General features: G+C 51.1%; 20 protein-coding genes. 9 read left to right on the top strand and 11 right to left on the bottom strand.

The features are described 5' to 3' along the window. Positions 1–14: 14 nt before the first annotated feature. The 8 genes from OGV65_RS11420 to mutS all read left to right on the top strand — a co-directional run bounded on the left by OGV65_RS11420 (position 15) and on the right by mutS (position 10,711). Positions 15–2,519, top strand: a complete 2,505-nt coding sequence (locus OGV65_RS11420; RefSeq protein WP_286454965.1) for a fimbria/pilus outer membrane usher protein — start codon at positions 15–17, stop codon at positions 2,517–2,519. Positions 2,520–2,548: 29 nt separating this feature from the next. Next, positions 2,549–3,727, top strand: a complete 1,179-nt coding sequence (locus OGV65_RS11425) for a fimbrial protein (protein WP_047499423.1) — start codon at positions 2,549–2,551, stop codon at positions 3,725–3,727. A gap of 68 nt (positions 3,728–3,795) precedes the next feature. Further along, the gene (locus OGV65_RS11430; protein WP_047414275.1) at positions 3,796–4,983 is read left to right on the top strand and encodes an HD-GYP domain-containing protein; all 1,188 of its coding nucleotides are present in this window, start codon (positions 3,796–3,798) and stop codon (positions 4,981–4,983) included. Between the two features lie 69 nt (positions 4,984–5,052). Next, a complete protein-coding gene (locus OGV65_RS11435) occupies positions 5,053–5,829 on the top strand; it encodes a winged helix-turn-helix domain-containing protein (RefSeq protein WP_103766742.1) in 777 nt (258 codons plus the stop codon). Further along, on the top strand, positions 5,826–6,299 hold the full coding sequence (locus OGV65_RS11440) for a FidL-like protein (RefSeq protein WP_047414279.1): 474 nt from the start codon (positions 5,826–5,828) through the stop codon (positions 6,297–6,299). The genes OGV65_RS11435 and OGV65_RS11440 overlap by 4 nt, the downstream gene beginning before the upstream one ends. 24 nt (positions 6,300–6,323) lie before the next feature. Then, entirely contained in the window at positions 6,324–6,998 is a 675-nt protein-coding gene (locus OGV65_RS11445; protein ID WP_103766741.1) for a Crp/Fnr family transcriptional regulator, read from the top strand. A gap of 136 nt (positions 6,999–7,134) precedes the next feature. Further along, positions 7,135–7,740, top strand: a complete 606-nt coding sequence (locus OGV65_RS11450; protein ID WP_103766740.1) for a hypothetical protein — start codon at positions 7,135–7,137, stop codon at positions 7,738–7,740. A gap of 409 nt (positions 7,741–8,149) precedes the next feature. After that, entirely contained in the window at positions 8,150–10,711 is a 2,562-nt protein-coding gene (gene mutS / locus OGV65_RS11455) for a DNA mismatch repair protein MutS (protein ID WP_047414286.1), read from the top strand. A 79-nt stretch (positions 10,712–10,790) separates the two neighbouring features. Here the strand turns inward: mutS and rpoS are convergent, their stop codons facing one another. Next, the gene (rpoS, locus tag OGV65_RS11460) at positions 10,791–11,783 is read right to left on the bottom strand and encodes an RNA polymerase sigma factor RpoS (RefSeq protein WP_000081498.1); all 993 of its coding nucleotides are present in this window, start codon (positions 11,781–11,783) and stop codon (positions 10,791–10,793) included. A 62-nt stretch (positions 11,784–11,845) separates the two neighbouring features. Further along, complete coding sequence (gene nlpD / locus OGV65_RS11465; protein WP_230330220.1) at positions 11,846–12,928, bottom strand: murein hydrolase activator NlpD; 1,083 nt, start codon at positions 12,926–12,928, stop codon at positions 11,846–11,848. Between nlpD and OGV65_RS11470 the strand changes: the two genes are divergently transcribed. Further along, a complete protein-coding gene (locus OGV65_RS11470; protein WP_223870215.1) occupies positions 12,831–13,058 on the top strand; it encodes a hypothetical protein in 228 nt (75 codons plus the stop codon). The genes nlpD and OGV65_RS11470 overlap by 98 nt on opposite strands. Positions 13,059–13,090: 32 nt before the next feature. Here the strand turns inward: OGV65_RS11470 and OGV65_RS11475 are convergent, their stop codons facing one another. From OGV65_RS11475 to cysN, 9 genes are all read right to left on the bottom strand, one after another. Next, positions 13,091–13,717: a protein-L-isoaspartate(D-aspartate) O-methyltransferase gene (locus tag OGV65_RS11475; protein WP_003034172.1), complete on the bottom strand. Its 627-nt coding sequence runs from the start codon at positions 13,715–13,717 to the stop codon at positions 13,091–13,093. After that, positions 13,711–14,472: a 5'/3'-nucleotidase SurE gene (surE, locus tag OGV65_RS11480; protein ID WP_047499412.1), complete on the bottom strand. Its 762-nt coding sequence runs from the start codon at positions 14,470–14,472 to the stop codon at positions 13,711–13,713. The genes OGV65_RS11475 and surE overlap by 7 nt, the downstream gene beginning before the upstream one ends. After that, the gene (gene truD, locus OGV65_RS11485; protein ID WP_286454967.1) at positions 14,453–15,502 is read right to left on the bottom strand and encodes a tRNA pseudouridine(13) synthase TruD; all 1,050 of its coding nucleotides are present in this window, start codon (positions 15,500–15,502) and stop codon (positions 14,453–14,455) included. The genes surE and truD overlap by 20 nt, the downstream gene beginning before the upstream one ends. Next, positions 15,499–15,978, bottom strand: a complete 480-nt coding sequence (ispF, locus tag OGV65_RS11490) for a 2-C-methyl-D-erythritol 2,4-cyclodiphosphate synthase (protein ID WP_016154209.1) — start codon at positions 15,976–15,978, stop codon at positions 15,499–15,501. Before ispF ends, truD begins: the two co-directional genes overlap by 4 nt. Then, a complete protein-coding gene (gene ispD, locus OGV65_RS11495; protein WP_016154210.1) occupies positions 15,978–16,688 on the bottom strand; it encodes a 2-C-methyl-D-erythritol 4-phosphate cytidylyltransferase in 711 nt (236 codons plus the stop codon). Before ispD ends, ispF begins: the two co-directional genes overlap by 1 nt. Before the next feature lie 18 nt (positions 16,689–16,706). After that, positions 16,707–17,018, bottom strand: coding sequence for a cell division protein FtsB (gene ftsB, locus OGV65_RS11500; protein WP_003034163.1), 312 nt, complete (start codon positions 17,016–17,018; stop codon positions 16,707–16,709). A gap of 215 nt (positions 17,019–17,233) precedes the next feature. Then, positions 17,234–17,557: a DUF3561 family protein gene (locus OGV65_RS11505; protein WP_016154211.1), complete on the bottom strand. Its 324-nt coding sequence runs from the start codon at positions 17,555–17,557 to the stop codon at positions 17,234–17,236. A 47-nt stretch (positions 17,558–17,604) separates the two neighbouring features. After that, the gene (cysC, locus tag OGV65_RS11510) at positions 17,605–18,210 is read right to left on the bottom strand and encodes an adenylyl-sulfate kinase (RefSeq protein ID WP_019077557.1); all 606 of its coding nucleotides are present in this window, start codon (positions 18,208–18,210) and stop codon (positions 17,605–17,607) included. After that, positions 18,210–19,637 (bottom strand): sulfate adenylyltransferase subunit CysN, encoded by a 1,428-nt coding sequence (cysN, locus tag OGV65_RS11515; protein WP_049040376.1) that lies wholly within the window; start codon positions 19,635–19,637, stop codon positions 18,210–18,212. Before cysN ends, cysC begins: the two co-directional genes overlap by 1 nt. Positions 19,638–19,639: the final 2 nt, after the last annotated feature.

Below are 19,639 nucleotides of genomic sequence, written 5' to 3' on the forward strand. Positions count from 1 at the left end.
CAGGTTCAATTCTGATGAAAAACAGTTCTCTGTTTCGTATAAGTTTGCTAGTTCACTCTGTCAGCCTCGCGATATTTTCATACGGCGCGTTGGCGGAGGATTTTAATAGCAGCCTGCTGGTAGGTAATTCAGCAGATATGGACTGGAGTAATTCTCGGCTGGTTATGACGCCGGGGGCTTATGATTTGGATGTTTATGTGAATAACGTCTGGCGCGGGAAATTTAATATTTCCGTCGCTAATGACGATAAAGGTACTCTGCTTATTAATAAAGACGACGCATCTCTACTGGATATTCAGGGGCTGGATGATATTGTAAATAAAAGCACCGCTGAAAAGCTCGATGTTAATACCCTGCTACACGGAGGGAAAAGCGCCCTGATACCCGGCACACTGCGTCTGGATTTAGAAGTACCTCAGGCTTTCGTAAAAGAATATAGCCGTAACTGGGTGTCACCGCAAAAATGGGATCAGGGAATTAATGGCCTGTATACCAATTACAATTTCAACTATTACAATTTTCACGGCCTGCAGAATGGCTATAGTGACAGCGATAATCTGTATTTATCGCTGAACAGCGGACTAAACATGTATGGCTGGCATTTTCTCGATAGCTCATCGTGGATGCGCTACAGCGCAATGAACAAAGGTAGCTGGATAAATACCACGCGTTTTGTTGAAAAACCAATTGCGGCAATCGATTCGGTACTGCGCATTGGTCGAAGCTATACGACGTCTGATTATTTTGACACGGTCCGTTTTCGTGGGGTGACACTGAATAAAAGTCGTCAGATGTTACCGGACAGCGAAAACGTTTATATGCCAGTGATCGAAGGTGTTGCAACCAGTTCAGCGGTGGTCAGTATCTCCCAGGATGGTCATATCATCCACCAGATCAATGTCCCACCAGGCCCCTTTGCCATCCGCGATCTGATGCCTACCGGCTCACGCAGCGATTTATCCGTCGAGGTAAAAAACACCGGCGGCAACATTGAGCGCTTCATTGTGCCATTCTCCTCGATCCCGGATATGCAGCGCCCCGGCAGCAGCGACTATCAGATTAACGTCGGGGCGGTGGACATGCGCAACGTCGACGATAGCAGCCATTTTGCCCAGGTGAGCTATTCACGCGGGGTGAATAACTACCTCACCGCGTCAGCGGGCGGGATCTGGAGCCAGGATTATCAGTCTCTGCTTCTGGGAGGAGCGGTTTCCGTCCCCTACGCTGGGTCACTCTCGGCTTCCGTGGAGGAGTCGCAGTATCGTCTGCCTGGCGATAGCCGTCGCCACGGAGAAAAATACGCGCTGTCCTGGAGTAAATACTTCCCGACCCGCACCAATATTTCGCTGGCTTCGTATTATTACCGTACTCAGGATTACGCTTCTTTTAGCGATTATATCCTGACCAAATCCAATATTAAGGATTATGGCGGAACGGGCACCTCAACGATCAACAGCAAACAAGCCTTTAGCGCCAATATTAATCAGCCGCTGGGGGAACAATTTGGAAGACTGTCGCTTTCAGCCTACTGGCGCGATTACTGGCGCGGTCAGAAAAGTAGCCGTCAGTACAACCTGACCTGGAGCAATGCCAGTCACGGCGTCAACTACTCGGTTTCGCTGCGCCGCTCGGAGGTTACGCAGTCCTATTACGACTATGAAACCAATTATGAAGGCGACCTGGTGAGCGCGTTGCGTTCACGCGGTAAGACGGAAAACAACCTCTATTTTTCTGTCACGATACCGATGTCGATATTCGGCAGCGGCGGCAGCCTGTCTTCTCATGCCAGCGTGCAGAACGGCAAATATTCCTCTTCTGACGTCAGCATGAGCGGGAATATGCATGATGTTGACTACAGCCTGATGCTGAGCCACGACAGTGACAACGATTCGCGAGCAGCCGATCTCTACACCAGCTGGAAAAATGACTATACCAGCATGAACAGCGGCGCGACGCTGGCCCGTGAATATCGCCAGCTAAGCCTGGGTGCCAGCGGCAATCTGCTGGCATGGAAGGGTGGGCTGCTGGCGTCTCCTCATAACGGACGTAATTTTGTCATTATTGAAGCGCCAGGAGTGGTGAACGCGGTCGTTAACGGCGATACCTCCGCACACACCAACAGCAAAGGTATCGCCCTCATCACCAGCGCGACACCGTACCGACAGAATAATTTCCATCTGGAGCAGGATGGAACCCAAAAAAGCGACGTCGACCTTGAAGGTAATTTACTCAATGTGGCGCCGTACGAAGGCAGTATCAGCTGGCTGAAGTACAAAACTGACACGCGCAGACTCTTCACTTTTGATGTGCAAACCGCTGAAGGGGGTCAGTTGCCGTTTGGCGCGGTTGTCAGCGGTGCCGGGAATGAAGAAGTCGGCTATGTCGCACAGGGGAGTCAGATTTTTATTAAGTCAGAGACGCTTCCCGCCAGCCTGAAGGTGAATATCAGCAAAGGTAAGACTAAAAAATTCTGCACTATTTCCCAGCCTGCAGAGCATGCTGAAAATATTTGTCGCTAACTCAGTTTACTCAGCTAACAGAATCAATCATGAAAAAATTATTTTATTTTATGGTTACGGCCATAATACTGACCGCAATCCCAATATTATCTGCACAAGCACAGTCGCAGGCTCAGTCTCGCGGTGTAACAGGCGATACCTGCCGTAATTCCGGTATACTTTTTACCAGCGTCGCAGAATCGGATAAGTCGCTAAATCTTTCATCGGCTTTCGTGAATTCAAACGTCGTTGAATATTCCTATACCACCAGTTGGTCGGGTAGTATGACCTGTACTTACGGGAATATTGGGATCGGTGGTCTGGCGCAAGACCACTTATATTATTTTACCGGTTTCAACGGTTCTCCTGTTTATTTGAATTTCAACAGTGTGGATGGTGAAAGTAGCTACTGGATAAAATTAACGTCCACCATTAGTGGCGATACCAAAGTGACTGTCAGCGGTATCGTGGGCATTCACTCTCTGTCATATCAGACACAATATACGCTGCGAGCGGAATTAATGTCGGCTCCGCCTGTGGGCATGGAAAGCTATACCAAAACCACAACCAGCGGCGCACTGTCGGTCATACCTGCGGTGATGAGCGGTACCGGAAGCGGCTCCAGCTCACCGTTCCTTTCCAGCAAAACATATGCTTATCGCGCCTGGTCCAATATGATGTCTGAAACCGCACGCAAAAGCTGGAATACCGATTATTTTATTGCTTATGAGAAGCTGACGATTCAGTTTGAGCCAAAAGAAACAACCTGCAATATGACGCGGGACATGAGCGTGAAATTACCCCCCGCTCCGTTTAGCGTCCTGAAAAAAAATGGAAAGGCAGCTGGTGCCGATTTCACGATCCCGCTGAAGTGTGGCAACCTGGCCGGAATTAAAACGTCTACCCGCAATGTTAAGGCCTGGTTATCCAGCAATGATTTAGTCAGTTCGGATACCAGCTACCAGATAATGGTCAACGATGAAACCACGGCGGGAGGGGTAGGTATTGCCATTCGTAGCCGGATGTTTATGGGTGACTATGATGAGGTGCAAATATCCAGTAGCAATAATATGGAACATGCCTCACAAATATTAGATATCGCTAAAGATGATGATATAAGCAATACGCAATACATTTATCTTCATGCTTATTACAAAGTTTATAACGCATCAGCATTATCAACCGGTAGCGTGGTGGCGACTGCGCAGATAATGTTTGGCTACGATTAACCCCCCTATTTTACTGTGGCCCAGACGGGCTACAGTAAGTTTTTAATTTAATTCTCTTAAAGGATTTTATGAAAATATCTGTTCAAACCGTGCTTGATCTTCTGCACAGCATTATGCACCCGCTTTCTCCTGAACTGGTGCATCATTTGCAACGCACGGGTCTCATTTGCTGGTATCTCGGGAATCGAGCCGGTTTTGACAGTGCAGCCATCAATAACGCCTGGCTTGCGGGTATGTTGCACAATATCGGGGCGCTGAGCAAAGTGCATCCCTTCAGTGGCGCCCATGGTAAAGCCTTTATTGAAGAGCATGGACGGCTTGGCGCCTCAATGATGTCCGGCGTACGTTTTTTACAGCCAGTGACCGCAATTCTTGAAACGCGCCACGCGGATGCCTTGGGTTACACGCAGAATACAATGCTGAATACCTGGCATCTGGTGCATCTGGCCGATGAGTTTGAGCTGTGGCTGCGCGGGATTGAAGGTGACTATGTGGCCCAACGGCATAATATTGTTTCCGGTTTTCTGGCCAGTAGCCCACTATGGCCATCGTGCCTGGTCGAGGCGCTACAGGATGCCAGCCATGAGGATGGCTTCTGGTTTCGCCTGAGTTCGCCCTCATTACAACAGGTGCTGCGTGTTATCAGCCCGCTCAATGATGTGGTGCTGGATCACCATGATTTTCTGGAGGTCTGCCTGCTGATTTCGAATATCGTCGATAAATACAGCAGCTTTACGCAGACTCACAGTACCAGCGTGGCTCACGTGGCGGCGAAGCTTGCGGAGCTGTACGGCTGCGATCGCTACACCCAGGATAAAATCCGCATCGCGGGGTACCTGCACGATATTGGCAAGCTGGGTATTCCACTGGAAATCCTCGAGAAGCAGGGAAAGCTGGAGCCGGACGAGTATGCGCAAATGAAGCGCCATAGCTATAAGACGCTGGAGATGCTACACCCTATTGAAGAGCTGGGTGAAATCGTACACTGGGCGGCAAGACATCATGAACGCCTCGACGGCAGCGGCTACCCTTTTCGTCTGGGTGCGGCTGCGCTGGATATCCCTTCGCGTATTATTGCTGTGGCTGATGTTTTCACCGCGATGACCGAGAACCGCCCCTATCGTCAGGGGATGTCCAGCGAAAAAGCATTGATTATTCTCGAGGAAGAGGCGTCAAATTTTCGTCTGGATCGGGACATTGTCGATCTGCTAAGCCATAATATTGCAGTGCTCAGACCTTTGGTTGCGATGTACTAAGCCAGGCATAACCCGAAATCGCAGCCGCGCAGAATGCATATTGTATAAATTTACCGAAAGAAAACGCGAATGAAATATTTGATAGCCAATAGAGTCATTTACGATAGCGAGAGCGGGGAACTTGTGGTCAAGGAACCCGGAAACGAGCAAAGTAAAAGGCTAACAAATACCGCTAACCGTATTCTTTCGTTACTGATTGCGTCGCCAGGCCGGGTACTTGAACGTGATTATCTTCTGGATAAAGTCTGGGAGGAAGCGGGCCATCCGGGTTCCAGTTCATCGCTGAGCCAGTACATTAGTATCCTCAGAAAAACATTAACATCCTTAATATTCATTGAGGAAATTATTGTAGCCGTACCCAAGGTGGGCTTTTACTTCTCACCGGAAATCGCCGTTGAACTGCAGAATGATGAAGAAATGGTGAGTACCACACCTCTTCCGGTATCCCTGCGTAAGGCGGCAACGAAGGATAAAAAAAACCTCTGGCTGATTGCGGCTATCGCGTTTTTGCTGCTGGCCAACCTTTGGATACTCAGCCAGAAACAGGGTTCACCGCGTTTTGCAGCCGAATACCGTATTGGTGAAATCGGGAACTGCAAATTTACTGCCTATGAAGATTTATCGGAGGAAGTTGACCCTCAGGTCATGAATATTATCCGTCAGCTACAGCCTGAACTTGAGCTAAAGTGCGCCCAGAAACCCGCGCAGATTATGGTTTATTTTCAACCCAGTGTTCTTTACGGTAGTCATGGTCGGTTTTTCTACTCTTATTGTCCAACAGATAAGGCAACAGCAAAAATTGTCTATTGTGAGAACTATTATGCTTTTAACTGGAAATTAAAATGAAGCTGATGACAACCTTAGTGCTGGCAGTGGTCGCGTTGATTTGTCTGTTAACATGGCAACTAAGCCTGCGATCGGGTGTTTATTTTGACAAACGCTGCTTTGCGAATATCACCTATGTTGACGCTTCAGATCACGCTCTCTTATTCAAAGGAAATATCACGTTTGAATTTAACAAGAACGAAACGGGCGTATTTAATCTTTCCGGCAACATTGACTATCAGGGGCGTCAATATCGATTGTCGCGTTATATAACATTTACCTATCATAACGTCAGTGGCAACCAGTATCGTATGAATACGACGACAAAAGATATCATGGCTCACGATAATGTGCCGGAAGACATTACCCTGCTGACAACAAAAATATTTGGGATGGAAGGCGAATACGTTATCTCCTTAGACAAAAAAGACAATAACTATATTACGATTGCAAATACCTTATCACCCTTAATGAACTGTGTGATTCAATAACAGGGATAGTGTTATACATTCACTATGAAAAGAAATAATTGTGTCAATTGTGAAGAGTGCGGTTTTGCAGAACTGTGCTCTGCCTATCTGTTCAGGCAGAAAGATCCATTGTTTATCCGCAATCTGGAGACAAAAAAGAAGATTGCCAGAGGTGAATATATTTATCGTCGGGGAGAGAAAATAGACGCGCTATATGCCCTACGTAGCGGGGCCGCTAAGGTTTACGATACGCGCGGGCAGCTGATGGGGATCGTTTTGCCAGGACAGGTGATGGGCGTGGAGGAGCTGCACATCGGTTACAGTCAGCAGGATATTCAAGCCGCAACGGAAATAGAAGTTTGCGTACTGAGAAGCGATCATTTCTACGAAATGAGCCAGCTGATGCCAGGATTTACAGATTTTATTGTCAGGATCCTGTCACGTTCGGCGCAGGAAAAACAGCAATTTATTTCAGTATTGACCAAAAGTGATACCTTGCAGAAGGTTCAATATTTCCTGCAACTGTTGTCTCGCACTTATAAAGAGTATGGCTTTGAGCATCTCAACCTTGAGTTACCGATCAGTAAGAAAGAACTGGCCCAGGTTCTGGGCATTTCGATATCCACCTTGTCGCGTGCCCTGGATAGCCTGAAGGATCAGGGGATTATTTCCATGCTAAATAAAAAAGAGATAACGCTAATGATGTCAGACAAAAAATAGCGTCTGAATGAGGATCTTCTTGTAATTTCTTAGTTTCATCTCAAAAAATCCGTAAATCATTTATTGTCCAGTGTATCCCTTTGAGGAAAGCACCGGACTCATTTTTCTTAAAAACAAAGAGTTAAGGTTTTTCCCAATGTCGTTTGTCGTATTCTCTGATGATATTTTTTTTACCCGGTCTGCGGGAGGGCTGATGCCAATAGATAGCCTGCGCGAAGAGAACTTATGTATTATTGATATTGAATCTTTCTTCAGCTTGCATGATATTAAACATCGTGTTTGCAATGAACTGACCGACGGCTATTCTATCATTTTTGTAAAAGGCCGTGGAATGTTATCAAAGGTGCTTTCATCACTGGAGGGTATCTCCAGAACCGCCTCTGTAACGGAGTTTATCCGGTATATTAATGAAGGCCGAAGATATACTGTCTATCATATACTCACCATAATTGATTCTTTGCGGGAGCTACGTAACCTTACCCATACCGAGATTTCCGTAGCCTGTGCGTTACGCCGACAAATAAATATTACTGCCACATCCCAACTTCTGCACTGCTCAACGAAAGCAGTGTATCAGCGGGTATCAGCCTTGGCTCAGAAAATGAACCTCAGATACGGTACCCAAATCCAGTATTTCTTGTACCGCGAATATACCATTGAGGAACTCCAGCAGATAAATTGCATGAAACATCGTCCTGATACCGGTGTATTCCAGAATAATGGATCGACCCTACATCTGTAAGCAGATTCGATCCTCACGACGAGGCCTGTCTAATGGCCTCCGGACTGAGATATCACCCCGGTTGTCGTACAGGTTGAATCACTACGGATTTAACAGACACCTCAGAGTCATTTATGGACTTATCTTTGTCGCCAGGCTTCATCATTTCTCCCGCTTTAAACGAAAGTAGCTTTCCCTCTTGTTTTCCTGCCATAAAGACTCCGTTATCATGCACCTTATGCAGTCATGAACATCAAGGTAGGTTACTCTGTATATGCCCATATTTTACCCAGGTATAGGTTGGCAAGGCACACGTTAACCCACCTTTAAATGTAGGATTTCATGATATTCGATGAGACAACGTGAAACTTAATGATAACCAAAAAATCACTAACTCATTAAAAATTAAGAAAATGGACATCATAAACCAATGAGTACAATAGAAAACTTAGACTCCCATACCCCCATGATGCAGCAGTATCTCAAGCTGAAGGCTCAGCACCCGGAAATACTGCTGTTTTACCGCATGGGCGACTTTTACGAACTGTTTTATGACGATGCGAAACGCGCGTCTCAGCTGCTTGATATCTCCCTGACCAAACGCGGCGCATCTGCGGGCGAGCCAATCCCGATGGCAGGCATTCCTCATCATGCGGTAGAAAACTACCTCGCCAAGCTGGTCAATCAGGGTGAGTCTGTTGCTATTTGTGAACAGATAGGCGATCCGGCAACCAGCAAAGGCCCGGTTGAGCGCAAAGTGGTACGTATTGTCACACCAGGCACCATCAGTGATGAAGCGTTGTTGCAGGAACGCCAGGACAACCTGCTGGCCGCCATCTGGCAAGACAGTAAAGGGTACGGCTACGCTACGCTGGATATCAGCTCCGGGCGTTTTCGTGTCAGTGAACCCGCTGACCGCGAAACCATGGCCGCGGAATTGCAGCGCACCAACCCCGCTGAATTGCTGTATGCCGAGGATTTTGCCGAAACCTCGCTGATAGAGGGACGTCGCGGCCTGCGTCGTCGTCCGCTGTGGGAATTTGAAATTGATACCGCCCGTCAGCAGTTAAATCTGCAGTTCGGCACGCGGGATCTGATTGGCTTTGGCGTGGAAAACGCCCCACGCGGGTTATGCGCTGCCGGCTGTCTGCTGCAATACGTAAAAGATACCCAACGCACTTCGCTTCCGCATATTCGCTCCATCACCATGGAGCGTCAGCAGGACAGCATCATCATGGACGCCGCCACACGCCGCAATCTGGAAATCACCCAGAACCTGGCGGGCGGGGTGGAAAACACGCTGGCTTCAGTACTCGACTGCACCGTGACACCGATGGGTAGCCGTATGCTCAAGCGCTGGCTGCATATGCCGGTCCGCGACACCAAAATCCTCATCGAGCGCCAACAGACCATCGGCGCGCTGCAGGATACCACCAGCGAATTACAACCCGTGCTGCGTCAGGTAGGCGATCTGGAACGTATTCTGGCGCGTCTGGCCCTGCGTACTGCGCGCCCGCGCGATCTGGCCCGTATGCGTCATGCCTTCCAGCAATTACCCGAACTGCGCGCACAACTGGAAAACGTAGACAGTGCCCCCGTGCAGATGCTGCGCGAGAAAATGGGTGAGTTTACTGAGCTGCGTGAACTGTTGGAACGTGCCGTCGTGGAAGCTCCGCCGGTGCTCGTCCGTGACGGCGGCGTCATTGCCCCAGGCTACAATGAAGAGCTTGATGAGTGGCGAGCGCTGGCTGATGGCGCCACGGACTACCTCGACAGACTGGAAATCCGCGAACGCGAACGCACCGGTCTGGACACGCTGAAAGTAGGATTTAACGCCGTGCACGGCTACTACATTCAGATCAGCCGTGGGCAAAGTCATCTGGCGCCAATTAACTACGTACGTCGCCAGACATTGAAAAACGCCGAACGCTACATTATTCCGGAACTGAAAGAGTACGAAGACAAAGTTCTGACCTCAAAAGGCAAAGCGCTGGCGCTGGAAAAACAGCTGTATGACGAACTGTTCGACATGCTGCTGCCACACCTGGCTGATTTGCAACAAAGCGCCAGCGCGCTGGCGGAGTTGGACGTGCTGGTCAACCTCGCGGAGCGTGCTTATACCCTGAATTACACCTGTCCGATCTTCACCGATAAACCCGGCATTCGTATTACCGAGGGACGTCATCCGGTGGTTGAACAGGTGCTGACCGAGCCGTTTATCGCCAACCCGCTTAACCTCTCGCCTCAGCGACGGATGCTGATCATCACCGGCCCAAACATGGGGGGTAAAAGTACCTATATGCGCCAGACTGCGTTGATTGCGCTACTGGCCTATATCGGTAGCTACGTTCCGGCGCAGAAAGTCGAGATCGGGCCTATCGATCGTATCTTTACCCGCGTGGGCGCGGCGGATGATCTGGCATCAGGTCGTTCCACCTTCATGGTAGAAATGACCGAAACCGCCAACATTCTGCATAACGCCACCGAGAACAGTCTGGTGCTGATGGATGAGATTGGACGCGGCACCTCCACCTACGACGGCCTGTCGCTGGCATGGGCATGCGCAGAAAATCTGGCAAATAAAATCAAAGCATTAACTTTATTTGCGACCCATTACTTCGAACTGACGCAGTTACCGGAGAAGATGGAGGGCGTCGCTAATGTGCATCTGGATGCGTTAGAGCACGGCGATACCATCGCCTTCATGCACAGCGTGCAGGATGGCGCGGCGAGCAAGAGCTATGGTCTGGCAGTCGCTGCCCTGGCTGGCGTACCGAAAGAGGTGATCAAACGCGCACGGCAAAAACTGCGCGAACTGGAAAGCATCGCGCCAAATGTTGCCGCAACCCAGGTCGACGGCACGCAGATGTCGCTGCTGTCAGTACCGGAAGAAACGTCACCCGCCGTTGATGCGCTGGAAAACCTCGACCCGGATTCGCTAACGCCTCGCCAGGCGCTGGAGTGGATCTACCGATTGAAAAGTCTGGTGTAGCAAAAAGAGCCCGATAGCAGTAGCCCTAAAGAAAAAGGCCAGTCTCAATGAGACTGGCCTTTCTTGATAGAACTTGTGCTTACTCGCGGAAAAGCGCTTCGATATTCAGTCCCTGAGTCTGCAGAATTTCACGCAGACGACGCAGACCTTCAACCTGAATCTGGCGAACACGTTCACGAGTGAGACCAATTTCACGGCCCACATCTTCCAGTGTCGCAGCTTCGTACCCCAGCAGACCAAAACGACGTGCCAGCACTTCACGCTGTTTGGCGTTCAGTTCGAACAACCATTTGACGATGCTCTGTTTCATATCATCGTCTTGCGTGGTGTCTTCTGGACCGTTTTCCTTTTCATCGGCCAGAATATCCAGCAACGCTTTTTCGGAATCGCCACCCAGCGGGGTGTCTACCGAGGTAATACGCTCGTTGAGTCGGAGCATACGGCTGACGTCATCAACCGGTTTATCCAGTTGTTCAGCAATCTCTTCTGCACTCGGTTCGTGGTCCAGTTTATGCGACAACTCACGCGCGGTACGCAGATAGACGTTCAGCTCTTTTACAATGTGAATCGGCAGTCGGATCGTACGGGTTTGGTTCATAATCGCCCGTTCGATCGTCTGGCGGATCCACCAGGTTGCGTATGTTGAGAAGCGGAACCCACGTTCCGGGTCAAACTTCTCGACGGCACGGATAAGCCCTAAATTGCCCTCTTCAATCAGGTCCAGCAATGCCAGACCACGATTGCCATAACGACGAGCAATTTTCACCACCAGACGCAGGTTACTTTCAATCATGCGACGGCGAGATGCGACATCTCCACGCAGTGCGCGACGCGCAAAATAAACTTCTTCTTCGGCTGTTAACAGTGGTGAATAACCAATCTCACCAAGGTAAAGCTGAGTCGCGTCCAACACACGCTGTGTGGCCCCCTGCGATAACAGCTCTTCTTCAGCCAGGTCGTTATCACTGGGTTCCTCTTCACTCAAGGCTTTTTCATCAAAAGCCTCTACTCCGTTCTCATCAAATTCCGCATCTTCATTTAAATCATGAACTTTCAGCGTATTCTGACTCATAAAGGTGGCTCCTACCCGTGATCCCTAACGGAACTAGCACGTGAAAGCCTGGTTCCGCCTAATTATCGCTGCGGTAAATAGCGCAGCGGGTTTACGGATTTCCCCTTGTAACGAATTTCAAAATGCAAGCGTGTTGAACTGGTTCCGGTGCTACCCATGGTAGCTATTTTCTGCCCCGCCTTGATTTCTTGTTGTTCCCGGACCAGCATTGTATCGTTATGGGCGTAGGCGCTCAGGTAATCATCGTTATGTTTGATGATAATAAGATTACCGTAACCACGCAGCGCATTACCGGCATAGACGACGCGTCCATCTGCGGTCGCGACAATAGCCTGTCCTTTGCTGCCTGCAATGTCGATCCCTTTATTGCCACCTTCGGTAGCCGCAAAGTTTTCGATCACTTTGCCGTCAGTCGGCCAGCGCCAGGTAGAGATTGGCGAGCTAGTCGACGTTGAGCTTGCAGTTGATTCGGTTGTGCTAACTGCTGGAGCCGTTACAGGCGCTGTGACCACAGTCCCAGCAGGCTTGTTGTTCGGCAACATTTTGTTAGCACTTTGTTCACCTGAATCCTCAGAATACGTAATTGTTGGTTTCGAAGCAACAGCAACGGTGGAATTTTGTGCAGGGTTGGTCACAACTCCTTGCTGTGCTGCATCCGCCTGGGTGATGGCATTGCCACCGGTAATCGGTGCACCAGACGCGTTGCCCACTTGCAGAGTTTGACCGACATTCAGGCCATACGGGGCCGGAACGTTATTGCGTTGTGCGAGGTCACGGAAATCGTTCCCGGTGATCCAGGCAATATAGAAAAGGGTATCGCCTTTCTTAACAGTATAGGTACTGCCGCCCGTGTAGCTACCTTTCGGAATATTCCCATACTTACGATTGTATACAATACGACCGTTTTCCATCTGCACAGGCTGTTGAGCAACAGGCTGGATTTGCGTTGGCTGTGTGGTTGGTTGCTGCACCGACTGGATCTGTGGCGTCTGCTGAACTGTCGACGTCGAGCCCATTTTAGGTGGAGGCGTAATCAGCATGCCAGAACTGGTGTTCGTTGATGCACTACCGTTAACCGAGCTGACCGGCGCTGGTGGATTCGAGGTGTTTGAACAACCTGCCAGCCATAGTGAAACCAGTGACAATGCCGCAATGCGGCGAACGGTAAATTTGTGGCTTCCCGCGCTCATTTATCCCCCAGGAAAATTGGTTAAAACCAGTGACGTAATCACCGTGCAAGGCCCCGTCACAATACGCTTACTCTTTCGAGAATAACCAGGAAAACTCCAGGTATTCAGCAGCGCTATCTACGCAAGTTCCCCTTTCACTAAGGGAACGAAACGTACGGCCTCCACGGTATCGATAATAAATTCGCCTCCCCGACGACGCACCCGCTTCAGAAACTGGTGCTCATCGCCCACGGGTAAGACGAGAATGCCGCCCTCATCCAGTTGCATCATCAATGCGGTTGGGATCTCGGGCGGCGCTGCCGTTACAATGATAGCGTCAAACGGGGCTCGCGCCTGCCAGCCTTGCCATCCATCACCATGACGGGTCGAAACATTATGTAAATCAAGCTGCTTCAGGCGGCGACGCGCCTGCCATTGCAAACCTTTAATGCGCTCAACGGAGCACACATGATGCACCAGGTGCGCCAGAATCGCCGTCTGGTAGCCAGAGCCAGTACCAATTTCCAGCACCCGAGACTGCGGCGTTAGCTCAAGCAGTTCGGTCATTCGCGCAACCATATAAGGCTGCGAAATCGTCTGCCCCTGACCAATCGGCAGGGCAATATTGTCCCAGGCCTTATGTTCAAACGCCTCATCAATGAATTTTTCACGCGGCACGGCGGCGAGCGCATCGAGGACAAGCTCATCTCTGATGCCCTGCGCACGTAATTGTTCAAGAAGAGTGTGTACGCGTCTGCTTACCATTGCGTGTCGACTCCCACGCTGTCTAACCAGTCAGAAACCACTTCATGCGCGCCGTATGCGGTTAAATCGACATGCAGCGGCGTGATAGAAACATAGCCTTCATCGACGGCGGCAAAATCCGTATCCGGCCCGGCGTCGCACTTTTCGCCCGGTGGCCCGATCCAGTACAGCGTATTACCGCGTGGGTCCTGCTGTGGAATAACCTGATCCGCCGGATGGCGACTGCCGCAGCGCGTGACGCGAATACCTTTAATCTGATCCAGCGGTAAATCCGGCACGTTGATATTCAAAATGCGACCGGTGCGCAGCGGTTCACGACTCAGCGCCCGTAAGATACGACAGGTTACTGCGGCAGCAGTATCGTAGTATTTATGGCCATCAAGTGAGACAGCCAGCGCCGGGAATCCCAGATGACGGCCTTCCATTGCCGCCGCAACGGTACCGGAATAGATAACATCATCACCCAGATTAGGACCCGCGTTGATACCAGAAACGACAATGTCCGGACGCGGACGCATTAATGCGTTCACGCCCAGATAGACGCAGTCGGTGGGCGTACCCATTTGTACGGCGATATCGCCGTTATCATAGGTAAAGGTGCGAAGTGAGGATTCCAGCGTCAGCGAGTTAGACGCGCCACTGCGGTTACGATCCGGGGCAACCACCTGTACGTCAGCAAACTCACGCAGCGCTTTCGCCAGCGTTTGTATACCGGGTGCGTGGACCCCATCATCGTTACTCAGCAATATACGCATAATCACCCATTGTGTTAATAAGTTCCCTTACAACACTGGTGGCGAAGCTACCTGCCGGTAGCCAGAAGCGTAACTCGACGGTTACGTCATCCCACCAGTTCCAGCTTAATTGTTGTGGATACAGCAACATAGCGCGACGCGACGCGTCGACTTTCTCGCGCAATAACAGAGCTTGCAGCGCGGTTTCATCAGCAACAGCGGCTTTTTCAAACGCCAGTGCGTCGCGCTGAGTTCCCCACTCACCGCTGCCCGGTAATGCCGCTGTGATCATCAATTCTTTCTCATCGACGCGACGCTGTAATTCAGTGTGTTCTTCCTGTGTGGCGACAAACCAGCTTCCGCGTCCGGATAATTGTAGCGCATCGCCGTCAACAACTTGATTAAAGTCTGTTTTTTTCAAGCGTTCACTGACTATCTGATTAAACAACGCGCTACGGGCCGCCGACAACCAAAAACTGCGTTTATTGCGATCGCGCACCGGCGCATCGCTTTGTGCCCAGCGCAGCGCCCCTTGCAGGTTGCTACCGCCAATACCAAAACGCTGAGCGCCAAAATAGTTCGGTACGCCGCGTTCGCTAATCGCCTGCAAACGCGCTTCAACGTCATTTCGCTCGCTCACTTCACGCAACACCAGCGTAAATTCGTTGCCTTTCAGCGCCCCTAAACGCAGCTTACGCTTGTGGCGCGCGTACTCCAGCACTTTACAGCCTTCGAGCTCAAATTTGCTTAGATCAGGCATTGCATTGCCCGGTACGCGCGCGCACAGCCACTGTTCCGTGACCGCATGCTTATCTTTCTGCCCGGCAAAGCTCACTTCACGGGCGTGAATTTTCAGGAATTTCGCCAGCGCGTCAGACACAAAACGGGTGTTACAACCGTTCTTCAGGATGCGCACCAAAACATGCTCGCCTTCGCCATCCGGTTCGAAGCCTAAATCTTCGACGACAACAAAGTCTTCCGGATTCGCTTTCAGGACGCCATGGCCCAGTGGTTTGCCATGGAGATACGTCAGATCGTCAAACACAGTCATTTCGGTGCCTTAATGAGTAACGCCACCGCTTCACAGGCAATCCCTTCCCCACGCCCGGTAAAACCGAGTTTTTCCGTGGTGGTCGCTTTCACGTTAACATCATCCATATGGCAGCCGAGATCTTCGGCAATAAACACGCGCATTTGCGGAATGTGCGGCAGCATCTTCGGCGCCTGAGCAATAATTGTCACATCCACATTACCAAGCGTATAGCCTTTGGCCTGAATACGCCGCCAGGCTTCTCGCAATAATTCACGACTATCGGCACCTTTAAAGGTCGGGTCGGTGTCAGGGAAGAGTTTACCGATATCCCCCAGCGCAGCCGCGCCCAGCAGAGCATCGGTTAGCGCGTGTAACGCCACATCGCCATCAGAATGCGCCAGCAATCCTTTTTCATACGGGATGCGCACACCACCAATGATAATTGGGCCTTCTCCGCCAAAAGCGTGTACGTCGAAACCGTGTCCAATTCGCATTATGTCTTCTCCTGGTGGGTAGTCCGGGTCAGATAAAATTCGGCCAACGCCAAATCCTCTGGACGCGTTACTTTAATATTATCAGCCCGTCCTTCAACGAGCTGAGGATGTAAGCCGCAATATTCCAGCGCCGAGGCCTCATCCGTAATGGTTGCGCCTTCGTGGAGCGCACGGGTCAGGCAGTCGTGCAACAGCTCGCGAGGGAAAAACTGCGGTGTCAACGCGTGCCATAAATCGGTGCGATCGACCGTATGGGCAATGTCTGTTCGGCCCGGCTCCGCGCGCTTCATCGTGTCGCGTACTGGTGCCGCCAGGATCCCGCCGGTGCGGCTGGTCTCACTGATTGCCAGCAAACGGGCTAAATCATCCTGGTGCAGACACGGACGCGCGGCGTCATGCACCAGTACCCAACTGGCCTCACCTGCGGCTTGCAAACCGGCAAGGACAGAATCGGCACGCTCGTTGCCGCCATCCACTACGGTAATTTGCGGATGCGCGGCGAGTGGAAGTTGGGCAAAGCGGCTGTCGCCTGGGCTGATAGCGATAACGACTCGCGTCACCCGGGGATGAGCCAGCAGCGCATCAACCGAGTGTTCAAGAATGGTTTTATTGCCAATAGAGAGGTACTGCTTAGGACACTCTGTTTGCATTCGGCGGCCAAACCCGGCAGCCGGCACCACAGCGCAAACGTCCAATAAAGTGGCTGCCATGTTAAATCCCTGGACGGTTTATCGATTGTTTTGCCCTGCAGTCTGAGCGCGTTTAGACGCGTCAGGCACCAGACGATAAAAGGTTTCGCCCGGCTTAGTCATGCTGAGTTCGTTGCGCGCGCGCTCCTCAATAGCCTCTTGTCCGCCATTGAGATCGTCAATTTCGGCAAAGAGCTGATCGTTACGTGCTTTAAGTTTCGCGTTCGTAGCTTGCTGCGCAGCAACATCATCGTTGACGCGACTATAGTCATGTATGCCGTTCTTACCGAACCACAGCGAATACTGCAGCCAGACCAATAAAGCCAGCAACAGCAGCGTTAGTTTACCCATCCTGCCCCCTGAAAAACGGCATTAACATCCCATAACTTCCGCAGACAACTTTACATCAACGGTCGGGAATGCCGCGACAACGCGGGCAAATGTACCACATTTGCCCGTTGTTACGTATACCCCGTGTAAGGAGAACATAATCTCATTGTTGGTTACGGTTTGAATTATGACCAGAGAGTGAACAACATCAGCGATTGTTAAAAAAAGGCGTTTGCCTAACCCAACAACCACAGAAATAGCGCGCCAAACATCGCCCCAACCACCAGTAGGGTGCAGGTAATGCTCAGCAGCAACAGCCCCTTCAATAGGGAGTGCAGCGCAATACCCGCGACAATCGCCACGGGCAGCAATGCGAGGAAAAAGGGCCAGGTATAAATGAAGAAAAAGAGTGTGTTAGGGCCATAAATCAGAAACGGAATCCCCAGCGCCAACAGCCACGCGATAAAACCGACCACGGCACCCGGTAGTGACCAGGTGGTTTCATCGTCGGCGGCGAAGGTATCTGACTCTGTAATAGTAATGTTATGGCTGTTACGCATATCTAATCCTGTGACCGTGACTGACCGGGCATACAAGCTCGGGTGTCTCAGGATCTGATAATATCTTCCTGCCTCAGCAGGTCTAATAATTGGGGTACCAAATTTGTTACCAATTGTTCACCATCAAGGTGAATCTCTGGCGATTCAGGCGCTTCGTATACCGAATCAATTCCGGTGAAATTGCGCAACTCACCCGCCCGCGCTTTTTTATACAGCCCTTTTGGATCGCGTAATTCGCACGTTGCCAGCGGCGTATCGACAAAAACCTCAATAAAACGCCCTTCGCCAACGCGTTCACGGACCATTTTGCGTTCGGCGCGATGCGGAGAGATAAAGGCGGTCAACACCACAAGGCCCGCGTCCACCATCAGGTTAGCCACCTCGCCAACCCGACGAATATTCTCCTTACGATCGGCATCGCTAAACCCAAGATCGCTGCACAGGCCGTGGCGCACGTTATCGCCATCCAACAAATAGGTACTCACTCCCAACTTGTGCAACGCCTCTTCCAGCGCTCCTGCTACCGTGGATTTACCTGAACCAGACAGCCCGGTAAACCACAGCACAACACCACGATGACCGTGGCGTTGTTCCCGCTGTTGCGGTGTAACAGGATGGGCATGCCAGACGACGTTTTCGTCATGCAGCGCCATTATTTTCCTCCCAGCAGATCGCGCGCGCCCCAGTGCGGGAAATGGCGACGCACTAACGCATTAAGCTCCAGCTCAAACGCGCTGAACTGAGAAGCCGCGGCGTGATCCTGGACGATTGGCTCACGTACCAGCCCCGCGCCAACGGTAACGTTGGTCAGGCGGTCAATGATAATCAGCCCGCCCGTAACCGGATTCTGCTGATAGGTATCCAGCACCAGCGGCTCATCAAAGGTCAGATTAACCAGACCGATGCCGTTTAGCGGCAACGCTTCAACATCACGTTGGGTCAGGTTATTAATATCAATCTGGTACTGCACGTTATCAACGCGTGCGCGGGTCTTCTTACCGGCGACTTTGATGTCGTAGCTCTGCCCAGGCGACAACGGTTGTTCCGCCATCCACACCACATCAACGGCAGCGCTTTGTACCGCAGGTAACGCTTCACCGGCATCAAGCAGCAGGTCGCCCCGGCTGATATCGATCTCATCTTTCAATACCAGGGTGATCGCTTCACCCGCATGTGCTTCCTGTAAATCGCCATCAAAGGTTACGATCCGTGCCACGCTCGACTCAACGCCGGATGGCAGTACTTTGACGCGTTGCCCTACCTTCACACTACCGGAGGCCAGCGTCCCGGCATAACCACGAAAATCCAGATTCGGTCGGTTCACATACTGCACCGGGAAGCGCATCGGCTGAGTATCAACTATGCGTTGGATCTCAACTGTTTCCAGTACTTCCAGTAGCGTCGGACCGCTGTACCACGACATGCTGGCGCTTTGTGAAGCCACGTTGTCGCCTTCCAGCGCAGAGAGCGGCACAAACCGGATATCCAGGTTGCCCGGCAACTGTTCAGCAAAAGTAAGATAGTCTTCGCGAATGCGGTTAAATGTCTCTTCGCTAAAGTTCACCAGATCCATTTTGTTGATCGCCACCACCAGGTGTTTGATCCCAAGTAGCGTGGAGATAAAGCTGTGACGACGGGTCTGATCCAGCACGCCTTTACGCGCATCGATCAGCAGGATCGCCAGGTCGCAGGTCGACGCACCGGTCGCCATGTTGCGAGTGTATTGCTCATGACCGGGAGTATCCGCAATAATAAATTTACGCTTCTCGGTAGAGAAATAACGGTAAGCCACGTCGATGGTGATGCCCTGCTCGCGCTCGGCTTGCAAGCCGTCAACCAATAACGCCAGATCGAGCTTTTCGCCCTGAGTACCGTGACGTTTACTGTCGTTGTGCAGCGATGAAAGCTGGTCTTCATAAATCTGACGCGTGTCGTGCAGCAGGCGACCAATCAGGGTGCTTTTCCCATCATCCACGCTACCGCAGGTTAAAAAACGCAGCAGGCTTTTGTGTTGCTGGGCGACCATCCAGGCTTCAACGCCGCCTTCATTAGCAATTTGTTGTGCAAGTGTCGTGTTCATGG

Origin of the sequence: Citrobacter sp. Cb004 (assembly GCF_030337065.1) — a bacterium.
Lineage (GTDB): Bacteria > Pseudomonadota > Gammaproteobacteria > Enterobacterales > Enterobacteriaceae > Citrobacter > Citrobacter braakii.

Coding starts and splice junctions, on each gene's coding strand:
- OGV65_RS11420 (WP_286454965.1), top strand. CDS start 15: ATGAAAAACAGTTCTCTGTTTCGTATAAGTTTGCTAGTTCACTCTGTC.
- OGV65_RS11425 (WP_047499423.1), top strand. CDS start 2,549: ATGAAAAAATTATTTTATTTTATGGTTACGGCCATAATACTGACCGCA.
- OGV65_RS11430 (WP_047414275.1), top strand. CDS start 3,796: ATGAAAATATCTGTTCAAACCGTGCTTGATCTTCTGCACAGCATTATG.
- OGV65_RS11435 (WP_103766742.1), top strand. CDS start 5,053: ATGAAATATTTGATAGCCAATAGAGTCATTTACGATAGCGAGAGCGGG.
- OGV65_RS11440 (WP_047414279.1), top strand. CDS start 5,826: ATGAAGCTGATGACAACCTTAGTGCTGGCAGTGGTCGCGTTGATTTGT.
- OGV65_RS11445 (WP_103766741.1), top strand. CDS start 6,324: ATGAAAAGAAATAATTGTGTCAATTGTGAAGAGTGCGGTTTTGCAGAA.
- OGV65_RS11450 (WP_103766740.1), top strand. CDS start 7,135: ATGTCGTTTGTCGTATTCTCTGATGATATTTTTTTTACCCGGTCTGCG.
- mutS (WP_047414286.1), top strand. CDS start 8,150: ATGAGTACAATAGAAAACTTAGACTCCCATACCCCCATGATGCAGCAG.
- rpoS (WP_000081498.1), bottom strand. CDS start 11,783: ATGAGTCAGAATACGCTGAAAGTTCATGATTTAAATGAAGATGCGGAA.
- OGV65_RS11475 (WP_003034172.1), bottom strand. CDS start 13,717: ATGGTAAGCAGACGCGTACACACTCTTCTTGAACAATTACGTGCGCAG.
- surE (WP_047499412.1), bottom strand. CDS start 14,472: ATGCGTATATTGCTGAGTAACGATGATGGGGTCCACGCACCCGGTATA.
- truD (WP_286454967.1), bottom strand. CDS start 15,502: ATGACTGTGTTTGACGATCTGACGTATCTCCATGGCAAACCACTGGGC.
- ispF (WP_016154209.1), bottom strand. CDS start 15,978: ATGCGAATTGGACACGGTTTCGACGTACACGCTTTTGGCGGAGAAGGC.
- ispD (WP_016154210.1), bottom strand. CDS start 16,688: ATGGCAGCCACTTTATTGGACGTTTGCGCTGTGGTGCCGGCTGCCGGG.
- ftsB (WP_003034163.1), bottom strand. CDS start 17,018: ATGGGTAAACTAACGCTGCTGTTGCTGGCTTTATTGGTCTGGCTGCAG.
- OGV65_RS11505 (WP_016154211.1), bottom strand. CDS start 17,557: ATGCGTAACAGCCATAACATTACTATTACAGAGTCAGATACCTTCGCC.
- cysC (WP_019077557.1), bottom strand. CDS start 18,210: ATGGCGCTGCATGACGAAAACGTCGTCTGGCATGCCCATCCTGTTACA.
- cysN (WP_049040376.1), bottom strand. CDS start 19,637: ATGAACACGACACTTGCACAACAAATTGCTAATGAAGGCGGCGTTGAA.